The 12,265-nt window shown below is 68.6% G+C and carries 15 protein-coding genes; 5 read left to right on the forward strand and 10 right to left on the reverse strand.

Annotation, left to right across the window (positions count from 1 at the left end; all coding sequences use genetic code 11):
- Nucleotides 1-127: 127 nt before the first annotated feature.
- Entirely contained in the window at nt 128-826 is a 699-nt protein-coding gene (locus VMT65_RS11330) for a hypothetical protein (protein ID WP_326308051.1), read from the reverse strand.
- Between the two features lie 22 nt (nt 827-848).
- A complete protein-coding gene (locus tag VMT65_RS11335; protein ID WP_326308053.1) occupies nt 849-1,388 on the reverse strand; it encodes a helix-turn-helix domain-containing protein in 540 nt (179 codons plus the stop codon).
- Between VMT65_RS11335 and VMT65_RS11340 the strand changes: the two genes are divergently transcribed.
- Nucleotides 1,288-2,001, forward strand: a complete 714-nt coding sequence (locus VMT65_RS11340; protein ID WP_326308054.1) for an HAD family hydrolase — start codon at nt 1,288-1,290, stop codon at nt 1,999-2,001. The genes VMT65_RS11335 and VMT65_RS11340 overlap by 101 nt on opposite strands.
- A 34-nt stretch (nt 2,002-2,035) precedes the next feature.
- Here the strand turns inward: VMT65_RS11340 and VMT65_RS11345 are convergent, their stop codons facing one another.
- The 5 genes from VMT65_RS11345 to VMT65_RS11365 all read right to left on the reverse strand — a co-directional run bounded on the left by VMT65_RS11345 (nt 2,036) and on the right by VMT65_RS11365 (nt 6,125).
- Nucleotides 2,036-2,581: a hypothetical protein gene (locus VMT65_RS11345; protein WP_326308055.1), complete on the reverse strand. Its 546-nt coding sequence runs from the start codon at nt 2,579-2,581 to the stop codon at nt 2,036-2,038.
- Complete coding sequence (locus tag VMT65_RS11350; RefSeq protein WP_326308056.1) at nt 2,581-3,765, reverse strand: hypothetical protein; 1,185 nt, start codon at nt 3,763-3,765, stop codon at nt 2,581-2,583. Before VMT65_RS11350 ends, VMT65_RS11345 begins: the two co-directional genes overlap by 1 nt.
- Nucleotides 3,766-3,779: 14 nt before the next feature.
- Nucleotides 3,780-4,181: a FixH family protein gene (locus tag VMT65_RS11355; RefSeq protein ID WP_326308057.1), complete on the reverse strand. Its 402-nt coding sequence runs from the start codon at nt 4,179-4,181 to the stop codon at nt 3,780-3,782.
- On the reverse strand, nt 4,178-5,602 hold the full coding sequence (locus VMT65_RS11360) for a hypothetical protein (protein WP_326308058.1): 1,425 nt from the start codon (nt 5,600-5,602) through the stop codon (nt 4,178-4,180). Before VMT65_RS11360 ends, VMT65_RS11355 begins: the two co-directional genes overlap by 4 nt.
- Nucleotides 5,603-5,708: 106 nt before the next feature.
- Nucleotides 5,709-6,125 carry a hypothetical protein gene (locus tag VMT65_RS11365; RefSeq protein ID WP_442790215.1) on the reverse strand — a complete coding sequence of 139 codons (417 nt, stop codon included), beginning with the start codon at nt 6,123-6,125 and terminating at the stop codon, nt 5,709-5,711.
- An 84-nt stretch (nt 6,126-6,209) separates the two neighbouring features.
- Between VMT65_RS11365 and VMT65_RS11370 the strand changes: the two genes are divergently transcribed.
- Complete coding sequence (locus VMT65_RS11370; protein WP_326308060.1) at nt 6,210-6,836, forward strand: TetR/AcrR family transcriptional regulator; 627 nt, start codon at nt 6,210-6,212, stop codon at nt 6,834-6,836.
- Here the strand turns inward: VMT65_RS11370 and VMT65_RS11375 are convergent.
- Nucleotides 6,833-7,762, reverse strand: a complete 930-nt coding sequence (locus VMT65_RS11375; protein ID WP_326308061.1) for an alpha/beta fold hydrolase — start codon at nt 7,760-7,762, stop codon at nt 6,833-6,835. The genes VMT65_RS11370 and VMT65_RS11375 overlap by 4 nt on opposite strands.
- 147 nt (nt 7,763-7,909) lie before the next feature.
- Between VMT65_RS11375 and VMT65_RS11380 the strand changes: the two genes are divergently transcribed.
- The 3 genes from VMT65_RS11380 (at nt 7,910) to VMT65_RS11390 (ending at nt 11,070) form a co-directional block, all read left to right on the forward strand.
- Complete coding sequence (locus tag VMT65_RS11380) at nt 7,910-8,722, forward strand: SDR family oxidoreductase (RefSeq protein WP_326308062.1); 813 nt, start codon at nt 7,910-7,912, stop codon at nt 8,720-8,722.
- Between the two features lie 15 nt (nt 8,723-8,737).
- Nucleotides 8,738-9,763, forward strand: a complete 1,026-nt coding sequence (locus VMT65_RS11385; protein ID WP_326308063.1) for a phosphotransferase family protein — start codon at nt 8,738-8,740, stop codon at nt 9,761-9,763.
- A gap of 83 nt (nt 9,764-9,846) precedes the next feature.
- A complete protein-coding gene (locus VMT65_RS11390; RefSeq protein WP_326308064.1) occupies nt 9,847-11,070 on the forward strand; it encodes an acyl-CoA dehydrogenase family protein in 1,224 nt (407 codons plus the stop codon).
- Nucleotides 11,071-11,093: 23 nt separating this feature from the next.
- Here the strand turns inward: VMT65_RS11390 and VMT65_RS11395 are convergent, their stop codons facing one another.
- Together VMT65_RS11395 and VMT65_RS11400 are read right to left on the reverse strand one after the other, a co-directional pair.
- Entirely contained in the window at nt 11,094-11,720 is a 627-nt protein-coding gene (locus VMT65_RS11395; RefSeq protein WP_326308065.1) for a hypothetical protein, read from the reverse strand.
- A complete protein-coding gene (locus VMT65_RS11400; protein ID WP_326308066.1) occupies nt 11,717-12,205 on the reverse strand; it encodes a hypothetical protein in 489 nt (162 codons plus the stop codon). The genes VMT65_RS11395 and VMT65_RS11400 overlap by 4 nt, the downstream gene beginning before the upstream one ends.
- Nucleotides 12,206-12,265 lie beyond the last annotated feature (60 nt).

Here is a 12,265-nt window from a genome sequence, read left to right on the forward strand (position 1 = left end):
TTTCCATGTCCCGGTTTCCTATCCGAGGATTGGCGCGCACCCGATGCCAGGACCGGGCAGACCGAAACATAGGCCCGACAGATGCCGGTGACCCGGTCTCTCAGACCGGGCCGACTGGCGGACCGGGTTAGACCGGGATACCGATTCGGTCGGCGAGACGCATTGCCTGCGACCTGGATGGCGAGCAGGTTCCAAGTACGAGGCGTCGAACCATGTCGTGTGCGGCCGGGTTGTATTGCATGTCCTCGGGAGCGGTCTGCTCGGCGTCGAGTAGGTGCAGCAGCGTCCCGGTTTCTTGCCTGCGCAATTCGTAGGCTCGAGCCAAGTCGAGCGCGAACGTAAAGCGCCTTTCGATCGAGGGACATTCGGAGGTGTCGAGCTGCTCTGCGATTCGTAGTGCCTCGATCGCGTCGCCAGCCTGAAGCTCGACCGCGATTGCGTGAAGGCCCACATTCAACGTACCGAACATCGTGTGGCCAACATTGCCAACGCCCCTGGCCCGCACCGCGACCGGCTGCACCCGGTTGAGCCGTTCGCGTGCGTCCCACAGTCGGCCCGCCCGCGCTTCGGCCATAGCTGCCACCAGCTCCAACGCACCGGTTAGAGCAACGGCAGCCGGTGTCGCACCTGCCTCGACGAGAACTGTCGCCGCGGCGTACGCGGTCAGCTCAATCGCTGCCTCGTGCTCGTTGGAGATCAACAGCGTGTGGCCGAGATTCCATCGGGCCGCGGCAATCCTGATCGGGTCGTCGGAGTCCTCGGCTGCGCGAACGCCGCGGTCGGCGACGAGATAGGACAAGTCCGAGCGGCCGACCCGCCGTGTCACCGTTCGCAGGAGGCCGTAAAGGTCACTGGCAACCCCGGCGGCTCGGCGACGGTCGGGGCCGTGAGGGCGCCTCCGCAACGTCGCTTCGGTGTCCCGAATCAATTCGGGCAAGGTGGGAAGCAACTCGCTGTAGCGATGACCGGCCCGAGAGCAGCGCGAGAGCCAGCCGGTCACCGCCGAGGGTTGGACTATGAGCCGTATTCGTCGAGACGTCGCCGAGGAGCGCGCCCGCAGACACGTGCAGCGCGTCGGCGAGCGCTTGAACCACGCTGGTACTTGGGGTTTTCCGGCCGCGCTCGATCTGTCCGAGGTAGTCCTCGCTAATCCCCGCGAGCCCCGCGACGACAGCTTGCGACTTCCCGGACCGCTCACGTTCCCTGCGGACCCGCACGCCGATATGGTCATTGGACCGTGGCGCTCTGGCCATACAGGCAACGGTAAGACCGGAGGTGACCGAACGCATGCCATTCGCGCGGAACGGCACTGGCGAAATCCTTGTGCTGTGGGATGTCGACCACACCCTCATCGAAACCCGTGGCGTCGGCCGTGCCGCGTTCGCCATCGCATTCGAACAGGTCACCGGCCGAGCCCTCGAGGCAATGCCGCATATCACCGGCCGCACTGAGCCCGATATCTACGCCGCCACAACAGCACTGCACGAAATCAGCTACCCGCCACCCTTTCCAGTGTTCGCGGGTGCCCTCGCTGCGGCATACGTCAAGCTCCAGGAAAGGCTACGCGAGCAAGGCCGAGTCATGCCCGGGGCCGAGCAAGCGCTCAACCACCTCGCCACCGCCACCGGAATACGACAATCCGTTCTTACCGGCAATACCCGGAGAGTCACCCGAACCAAGCTGGAAACCTTCGACTTGACCAAATACCTGGACCTCGAGACCGCCGCGTACGGCGACGACGACGGATACCGACCCGCGCTCGTCGCGATCGCGCAGGCGCGCGCAGCGAACCGCGGCGGCATGTTCGACCAGCAAAACACCGTGCTCATCGGTGACAGCGTCGGCGATATCGAGACAGCCCGCGAGGGCGGCGCACACATAATCGCGATCGCGGCAGGCGGCACCGACGCCGCCGACCTCGCGGTGGCCGACATCGTTCTCGCCGACCTCACCGACCCCGCTGGGATCGAAGGCGCGATTCGACGGCTGGTCCAGGGCTGAATCTGATCGTGGTCCGCATTCGCCAGGATTCGATTCAGGCGGGCTGCAGCGCGGGCGTGGCTCGGCGGGTGCGCCGCCAGGCGTAGGCCAGGAAGACGATCAGGCCGATCAAGGGAATGGAGCTGACCGCCCAGCTCAGGCCCAGGGGCGGGCCGGGCTGCTGGAGCACGGTCAGATTGGTGAGTTCGCCGACACCGTGCCCCTGCGGCCCGTCGATGGCGAAACGAAACGTCCACGCGCCCTGGACATCCAGGGACCGGACGTCCAAGCCCCAGTCCTCGCGCTTGCGGGGATGGCGGGACAGGGGTTCGACGCGCCGGGTCTTGCCGTTGGGCTGGACCTCGGTGAGGGTGCCGGACTTGTCCTCGATGCCACCGTCGGGGATGAAGGTGAAATCCAGCGATTGCATGGCGCGCAAAGGCCATTGACTGAACCCGATGGTCAGCGAGTACGGCCCCGCCTGCACGTGTTCGGTGTGCACGATATTGACCGGCTCATAGGCCGAGGCTGTGCCGGCGGCGGTCATCGACAGCGCGAAGACCGCGAGAATCGTTGCGACAGCGGCGAATAGTCGCTTCATCACGCGATGGCCTCCCGGCTCGGGGCGGAGAGCCGGAGCATCTCGCCGAAGCGCCAGCCCAGGAATCCGCCGAGCGCACCGAGCGCCGCTCCGGCGACGGTGGTGGCGATGATGACCGAGGCGAGCCCGAAATGTCCGTGGCCCAAGGCCGACAGATGGAAGCGGGCCTCGTAGATGAGCACGCTCTGCACCGGGCTGGTGGCGGCGATGATCGCGCCGCCGACCGCACCCGCGAGCGCGGGCAGCAGGCGGGCGATGCGGCCCGAACCGCTCGCACCGCGCCGCAGCAGCAGATCCACCACGACGCCGACCGGAATCAGCACGAACGGAATCAACGCGGGCGTCGATGGAATCCCTCGAATGTGTTCCCGCATGGGCAATCCCACGAAATCCGCGTACGCCCGCGCCGCCCACGGCGCGAACCACCAGAACACGGCCTGCGTCGCCGACCCGAACACGGCGGTCACGGTCGCACCCCACCGGCTGAACCCGGCCCCCGCGATCAGCATGAGAATCACCATGAACGCGGTGACCGCCACCGTCCAGCGCACGGTCCCATTGCTCAACCGCTGCACCGCGAGCGCGGTCACCGTGCTGTTGGTGACCAGGTGCGCCAGCGCGAACAGCGCGCCCAGCCGCCCCCAGGTGTGGGCGCGCGCGGCCGCGAACACGATCACGGTCCCCACCGAGATCACGGTGCTGGACAGGAACAATCCGATGTGCGGCGGCGAGTCGATGATCGCGTCGAACCCGTAGAGGCTGTGCCACCACAGATCCCACAGCCCGTACAGCAGGAACGACGCCGCGCCCAAGGCCGCGACCATGTACCCGAGCGGCGCGGTGAAGGTGCGCCCGAACACGTGGATTCCGGGCCCGCCGAGTTCCCCGTCCACCCGTCGCCCGGCGCGTCCCGCCGCGGAGGTGATGAGAATGACGGTGAGCCCGGTGAATCCGGCCGTCGCCGCGCTGGCGTAGATGAACAGGTGCGGCAGGGTGAAGAAGGTGTCGGGCCCGACATCGGAATGCCACTGGATGTCCCAGGTCGAGCCGATGGTGAAGGTCAGGCTGGCCACGAACAGAATGGCCGCGGGTAACCAGGGTCGGACGGTGATGGGCGCGGTGGCCAGCGCTGCGCGCTCGGTGGTATCGGAGGCGAGGCCGCGCCCGGCGGCGGTCAGGTCCATGTGCTGCTCCTGCTTCAGTTGGCCTGGACGGAGAAGGTGGCGCTGCCGGATCCCGGTGCGCCGGAAAGCTTCACGGCGATCTCCCACTGCCCGGGCATGGGCAGGTCGACGGTCGCGCGATAGTGCCCCGGGGCCACGGCGGTGGCGGTGCTCGGTGGCAGCGCGTGACCCATCTGCGGCATGGCGGGCTCCACCGAGACCCGGTCCGGGGTCGCGGTATCGCCGTGCTGGTCGGTGATGTCGAGGTCGACCGTGTTGTCGCCGGTGCGCGGCGAGTCGATCTTCAGCCGCACCAGGTAGGGCCCGGCGGTGCTGCGCGACACCGGTTTCGAGCCGCCGGACGGCCAGAGCCACCAGGCGACCAGGATCGCGATCACCACCACGGCGGCCACGATCGACCACCGGCGCGCGGTCATCGCGGGCCTCCCGCACGCACATCGACGGTGGCGGGGACGGTCATGACGGAGTACCCCCGTTCGGCTTGGGCCCAGACCAGATAGCGGCCGGGCTGTGGAAAGGTGAAAGTGAAGGCCACAGTCGGGCCGTAGGCCGCGACGGTCTCGTCGGGCGGCTGCGCACCGAGCGCGGGCAGCGGCAGCATGGCGTGCGCGTGCGCCCAGACGGGAACGGTCGCGGCGGCGGTCCCGGTCGGCACGCCGTCGGGCAGCGGGCCGACGGCAATGAGATGGCCGAGCATCCCCAACCACGGTTGCAGATCGGCGGAACCGCCGAAAGCCGCTGTGAGCGTGGTCGGTTCACCCGCGAGGGCCGCCGTCGTCGTCAGCGTCGCCGGGCTCGCGGGCGCGGGTTCCGGCCCACCGGCCACCGACTCGGCCCCGACGCGCAGCGCCGACCGCAGCAGCTGCACGCCGCCGCCCCGTCGCGCGATCTCCGCCGCGACCGCGTAGTCCCCGGATTCCCCGAGCCCCAACTCCACCCGATACTCGCCCGGCGCGACCCGGATCGGATGCCGATGCCAGAACCGCCCGTCCGGCCCGACGACCATCAGGTGCACCAGCGCGTCATCGGTGACCAGCAGATCGTCCACCGGCCGCCCGGTCGCCGAATCGGTCAGCGACAGCCGCACTTCCGTGCCCTGCCCGCCCCGCACCGCCCCGACCGTCAGGTTCACCGGTGGCCGCGAGTAGTTCGTGGTCATCGGCAAATCCCGTTCCGGATACGGATTCCCGATATTCCCCGACGTCGGATCGAGCAGACTCCCCGCCGGACGCGGCTGCGGCGCACGGCCGGAGAGCACGGCCCCCGTCGCACCGACGCTCAATGCCACGATCAACGCCCCCACCGGAATCAAGGTCGGCCATCCGCGTTTGGAGATCACCGCGGTGCCCAACGCCACGAGCAGCAGCACCCCCGCCACACTGAATCCACCATAGGCCGCGCGCTCCCACGGCGTGACCACTCGCGCGGCGACCAGGAACGGAATCCGCGCGGTCCGCTCACCGTCGGAGACGCTCAATTCCCAGGGTCCGGCGTGATCGACCCGCAAAGTCGCCGAATGCGGTCCGGGCGCGGCCCCGAGTTCCACGGTGCCCGAGGAGTTCTCACCGCCCTGATCGACCGGCGTCGCGGTCAGCGTCAAGGTCCCCGGCGCGGTCCCGGCATGCGTCACCACATCGACCCGCACCGGCCCCGGCTCGGACCGCCGCACGATCACCGTGAGCTCGCGGGCCCCCAGCGACTGCGCCACCGTCAGATCACCCCCACTCACCGCCCCGTCGGCACGCGCATCGGGAGCGGCCATTACCAGCAGTGTCGCGCAGAGCACGCCCACCACCAGGCATGCGCCGCGCAGGCGAACGGTCAAAGGCGGCTGCACGATTCCGAACCTACCGAAAAACCGCCGCGCCCAAATCCCACCGACGGGGGATGCGCGCTCAGGGTCCGGTCGGGGTAGATTCCCGGGCCCCGCACGGATGCGCCGACTAGGTCAGCTCGTTCCACAGCCAGCTCGGCCCGACCGTCGTCGCCCCCAATGCCTCCACGCGCGAACGCAATCCGCGATCGGCCGTCACCACCGTGACCGCGCCCCGCTCGACCCCCGCCGCCACCACGTCCACGATCGCGTCATCCCCGGACCCGTCCGCGAGCACCACCCGCAACCCCTCGTGATCACCGTCGGCCGCCGCCTTGGCCGCCCCTTCCAGCACCACGACCACCGTCTCGGGCAGTCGATCCCGCAGCACCGCCAACTGCGCCAGCAGTCGCCGCGCCGCCCCGGCCCGATCCCGCCACCACCCGTCGGGCCGCGACCCGACCACATTGGCGGCATCCACCACGATCAACCGCTCGGCATCCTCCACGGCACCAGTCTCCCCGTGCCGCCGACCTCCCGCCGCCATTCGGTCCGCGCCGCGCCGGTTGATACGGTTGCCGGGAAGTTGTCCGCAGCAGACAGGCAGTGATCAGCGTTGGCGTCCGAATCGATGGCAGGGGAGAGTGTGTCCCGCCGTGCGGCCCCGCGGACCAAACGCGGGGAGCGGACGCGCGGCGCGCTGATCGCGGCGGCCCGCGAGGTATTCGAACGGGACGGCTATCTGGACGCCAAGATCGCCGATATCTCCAAGACCGCCGGAATGGCCTCGGGCTCGTTCTACACCTACTTCGACAGCAAGGACGAGATCTTCGCGGCCCTGGTCGAGCAGGTGTCGGAGGAGATGCTGCACCCGCATGTGCGCGAGCGCAGCGGCATCACCGATCCGCGGGCCCTGATCGAGGCCGCCCATCGCGATTACCTGGTGTCCTACAAGCGAAACGCGCGACTCATGGCGCTGTTCGAACAGGTCGCCCACATCGACGAGAACTTCCGCCGCATGCGGGTGGAGCGCGGGAAGGCGTTCGCACAGCGCAATGCCCGCATGATCCGGGAATTGCAGGAGTCCGGGCGGGCGAGCGCGGAGCTGGATCCGATGATCACCGCGCACGCTCTGTCGGGCATGGTCAGCCGCATGGCCAACCTGGTTTTCGTGCAGAATCAACGGATTCCGTTCGAGAAGCTGGTGGCGACGCTGACCGAGCTGTGGGCCAATGCGCTCCAGTTGACCTCCGATTAGACGCCGCGCGCGAAGTCGATCAGCGCCGCGTTGACCTCCTCGGGCCGCTGCTGCTGAATCCAGTGCCCGGCACCGTCGAGAATGATCGAGCCGCGCAGGTCACTGAGCAGCGCCGACATCTTCTGCAGGGGCGTGAACCGGATGACCGGGTCGGTGGATCCGGCGATGAACAGGGCGGGCTGGCCGATCTTCACACCCTCCAGGTGCGCGGTGCGCTCCCAGGTGCGGTCCAGATTGCGGTAGTAGTTCAGGCCGCCGGTGAAGCCGGTCGCGGTGAAAGCCTCGACGTAGTAATCGAATTCGGCCGGTGTCAGCCATTCCGGCAGCGGCGGCAGGGGCTTGCGGGTGTCGAGGAAGTTCTGGGCGCTCAGGATGTCGTCCTGTAGCAGCGTGCGCCGCACATCGGCGTCCAGCACCTCGTCGGCGACTCCGGGTTCCTGGAACCAGATCATGTAGAAGTCCTCGCCCAGTCGCGACCGCATGATGGCCGTCGGCGGCCCCGATGACCGCGGGGTGGCGGGCACACTCAACCCCGCGACCGCCCGCACCCGCTCGGGATACTCCCGCGCCAGATGCCACACCACCGACGCTCCCCAGTCGTGCCCCACGAAGATCGCGTCCTCGAGCCCGTACGCGTCGAGCAGCCCGACCAGATCCCCGCACACGGTGAGCATGTCGTACTGGTCGATCCGCTCCGGGCGCGCGCTGCCGCCGTACCCGCGCATATCCGGGGTGAGCGTCCGGAAGCCCGCGTCGGCGAGCGCGAAAACCTGGTGCCGCCAGGAGAATCCGAGCTCGGGGAAGCCGTGGCAGAACACCACCGGCAGGCCGGTGCCGTGCTCCACCACCTGCAGTTCGATCCCGTTGGCGGCGACGCTGGCGCTGCCCAGCCGCTTCCAGCCCTCGACCAGCTCTCGTCCCCGCACCGATGTCCACCTCGCGACCGTGTTGGTTGACTGCGTCTCAGCCGTCAACTTGAATCCGACGTAGATTTCATATTCGCATCACCCGGCGCACCCGAGCCAGCCCGAGACGGCGAAATCGGTTGTCGGTCCGGGCCGGAAGGAGCTCTCGTGCAGGTCGCGGGTAGGAACGCCATTGTCACCGGCGGCGGTGGCGGCATCGGCGGCGCGATCGCCGCGCATCTGGTGCGGGCGGGCGCGAAGGTGGTCGTGGCGGATCTGAACCCGGACACCGCGGCCGCCGTGGTGGCGGAGCTGGAGTCGGAGGTGCCGGGCGCGGCCGTCGCGGTCGGGGCCGACGTCTCCGATCCGGCCCGCGTCGAGGAGCTGATCGCCCGCTGCGCGGCCGAATTCGGGCCGGTCGACCTGTATTTCGCGAACGCGGGCGTCATGGGTCCGGTCGAGCTCGGCGACGACAAGGACTGGGCGGTGCCCCTGGACGTGAACCTCAATGCCCACATCCGCGCGGCCCGCCTGCTGGTGCCCGGCTGGCTGGAACGCGGCGAGGGCTACTTCGTCAGCACCGCGTCGGCGGCGGGGCTGCTCACCCAAATCGGTTCGGCCGCATATTCGGTCACCAAGCACGCGGCCGTCGGGTTCGCCGAATGGCTGTCGGTGACCTACGGCGATCGCGGGATTCGGGTGAGCTGCCTGTGCCCGATGGGTGTGGAGACCCCGCTGCTGCACGCGGCCGCGGAATCCGGGGACGCGCTGGGCCGGGCCGGAACCCGCGCGATCACCGCATCGGGCGGGGTGCTGAGTCCGGACACGGTCGCCGACCTGGTGCTGGCCGCCATCGAGGACGAGCGATTCCTCATCCTGCCCCATCCGGAGGTCCTCGATATGTACCGTCACAAGGGTGCCGACTACGACCGCTGGCTGGCGGGCATGCGCCGCTTCCAAGCGCGTCTGCTCGGCGAGTGAGCAGCGAGGACACCCATGAGTGACGATCACACCGAGCTACCCGGCCTCGACCTCGAGCGACTCGCGGTGTGGCTGGCCGACACTCGGCCCGGGCTGGTGCGCGGGCCATTGACCGGCCGCCTGATCGCGGGCGGGAAATCCAATCTCACCTACGAGATCGGCGACGGGACCTCCGCCTGGATCGTGCGCCGTCCGCCGCTGGGGCACGTGCTGGCCACCGCGCACGATATGGCCCGCGAGCACCGCGTCATCACCGCCCTGGCCGGAACCGGGGTGCCCGTGCCCGCGACGTACGCGCTGTGCGAGGACACCGAAATCATCGGCGCGCCTTTCTATGTCATGGAACGCGTACTCGGCACGCCGTACCGCACCGCGACCGAATTGGAAGCTCTGGGTGCCGAACGGACCCGGGTCATCGCCGAGGGCCTCATCGACACCCTCGCCGATCTGCACACCGTCGACCCGATCGCGGTCGGCCTGCAGGACTTCGGCCACCCCGACGGCTTCCTCGAACGCCAGGTGCGCCGCTGGAAGAAGCAGCTCGACGCCTCCTACAGCCGCGACCTGCCCGCCGCCGACGAACTGCACCGGCTGCTGGCCAAACACCTTCCCGCGCAATCGCCCACCGGCATCGTGCACGGCGACTACCGCCTCGACAATGTCCTGGTCGACGACACCGACCGGGTGGCCGCCGTGATCGACTGGGAGATGGCCACCCTCGGCGACCCGCTCACCGATATCGGGCTGCTGCTGGTGTATCAGCGCATGAGCGACCGGGGGATGATCGGGGTCAGCGATGTCGCGCTCGCGCCCGGCTATCCGGGCGAATCCGAAGTGCTGGACCGGTATTCGACTCGGTCGGGTCGCGATATCTCCGATATCGGCTTCTACGTCGCGCTGGCCTCGTTCAAGCTGGCGGTGATCAGCGAGGGCATCTACTTCCGCTTCACCCACGGCCAGACCGTCGGTTCCGGCTTCGAGCACTTCGGCGCGGGCGTCGAACCGCTGCTGCAGGCCGGTCTGTCCGCCCTCCAGAATTGAATCCGGCGTCAAGTTCGCGTACGGTCCGTTTCAATGATTTCCGCAGAGTGAGCCGGAAAAACACGCCACCGTCAGGAGTTTCGATGTTCGAGCCGTCGGAGCGGGCCCTCCGCTACCGGGATGACCTGCTGGCCTTCATGGACGAGCACATCTATCCCGCCGAGGCGGTGTACGAGGCGCAGATGGCCGAATCCGGCGACCCGCACTTCCAGCCGCCCATCATGGAGGAACTCAAGACCGAGGCCCGCAAGCGCGGCCTGTGGAATCTTTTCCACCCGCACGCCGAATGGGGTCCGGGCCTGACGAATCTGGAGTACGCGCCGCTGGCCGAAATCATGGGCCGCAGCGCGCATCTCGCGCCGGAGGCCACCAATTGCAGTGCCCCCGACACCGGGAACATGGAGGTGCTGACCCTCTTCGGCACGCCCGAGCACAAGGAGCTGTGGCTGCGCCCGCTGCTCGACGGTGAGATCCGCTCCGCGTTCGCCATGACCGAGCCCGCGGTGGCCAGCTCCGACGCCACCAATATCCAGCTGCGCATGGACCGCGACGGCGACCACTATGTGCTCAACGGCCGAAAGTGGTGGACCTCCAACGCCTTGCACAAGAACTGCAAGGTGCTCATCGTCATGGGCAAGACCGATACCAGCGCGCCCACGCACCGCCAGCAGTCGATGATGGTCGTGCCCATCGACACCCCCGGCGTGACCGTGCAGCGCGGCCTGCCGGTCTTCGGCTACCAGGACCGCGAGGGCCACGCCGAGGTGACCTTCGAGAACGTCCGCGTCCCCACGACCGCGCTGCTCGCCGGTGAGGGTGACGGCTTCATGATCAGCCAGGCCCGCCTGGGCCCGGGCCGCATCCACCACTGCATGCGGTCCATCGGCATGGCCGAGCGCGCCCTGGACCTCATGATCGATCGCGCCCAGTCGCGCGTGACTTTCGGTGAGCCCGTGGCCAATCGGGCCAATATCCAGGACTGGATCGCCGAGTCCCGCATAGAGATCGACATGGCCCGGCTGCTGACCTTGAAGGCCGCGTACCTCATGGACACCGTCGGCAACAAGGCCGCGCGCACCGAGATCGCCGCCATCAAGGTCGCCGCCCCGAATGTGGCCCTGAAGGTGGTCGACCGCGCCATCCAGGTGCACGGCGGCGGCGGTGTCTCCGACGACTTCCCACTCGCCAGCATGTACGCCCACCTGCGCACCCTGCGTTTGGCCGACGGCCCCGACGAGGTCCACAAGCGCTCGATCGCCCAGTGGGAACTGCGCCGCCGCGACCCGAACTGGGGCCGCAAGGCGTAACTACCGCACCCGGGAAGACTCCCTCACGCGGGTGTGACCTCGGGGAATTCGGCGGGACCGGCATCGAGCAGCGGTGCCGGTCTGCCACGCAGGAAGCGGTCGAACATCGCGGTCACATACGCCCGAACGATGGCGTGCGCGCGATCCGGCGCGATGGTGCCCAGCGAAGCCGACAACACCGGCGATTCGGCGAGTTGCCGTGGCAGATACACCAAATCGGAGAACGCCCAGTGCCCGGCACCGGCCACGGCGAGCTCGCGGGTCCACCCCGTCCGACCCGCGAGCATGCTGTCCACCGACGCCCGCCTGACCTCCGCATCGGGCGTATCGCCGAACAGGAACAGCATCGGCCGTTCCGGAACGACCGCCAACCCGGCAGCGAGGTACGACGGCGGCGCGTACCCGTCCAGATCGACACCGGCCTGAATTCGCTTGTCGGCGAACACCGTCATGGTGCCGCCGAGCGAATGACCGTACATGCCGACCTTGGTCAGATCGAGCGCCGCGCCCACCCCGGCGGGCAACGGCTTGCCATCGGCATCACGAGTGTCGCCCCGCGCCATGGTCGTCAGCTTGTCGAGCACGAAGCCGATGTCTCCCGCCCGAGCCGCCGAAGCGATCCGCAACACCTCGTCGAGAGGCTCGGTCACGTTTCGCGGATCGTAAAGTTCGACGTGCCCGTCCGGGAAAACGGTGGCCGGTGCCGCCCGTGCGTATCGCTGATCGACACCACCGCGTACCCGCTGTCGGCCAGGTCCTCGGCCAGCGTCGCACCGGCCTGGGCGGGGAAACTGGCGGCGGGGGAATACAGCAAGACGGGTGGCGCGCTGGCCTCGGTCGGCGCGTCCAGGTGCGCCCGCGCCGCGAGCAGAGTGCTCGGGATGCCGGGCACCAGGTGGTCGGCCACCGGATAGGACGCGGCGTGAGCTGCCGGATAGTGAATGGTGACAACGAGTTCCCGCGGTGTGGACGGCTGCCACGGATCCGGTCGACCCGCGTCGACGAGATGTAGTGTGGTCACGCCGACCTGAAGGGCCGCGGGTTGTGAAACCGGCTCGGCCACAGCCGAACCGATCGAGCAGAGCGCGATCGGTAGGACAGCCGCGAGCGCGATGATCTTCCCCCTCAACAACATACGAGGGACACTACAGAATCCTCGACGGCAAGATCACCAACCACTGTGCCGTCGGCAATC

Source organism: Nocardia sp. CDC153 (genome assembly GCF_035818515.1).
Classification (GTDB): domain Bacteria; phylum Actinomycetota; class Actinomycetes; order Mycobacteriales; family Mycobacteriaceae; genus Nocardia.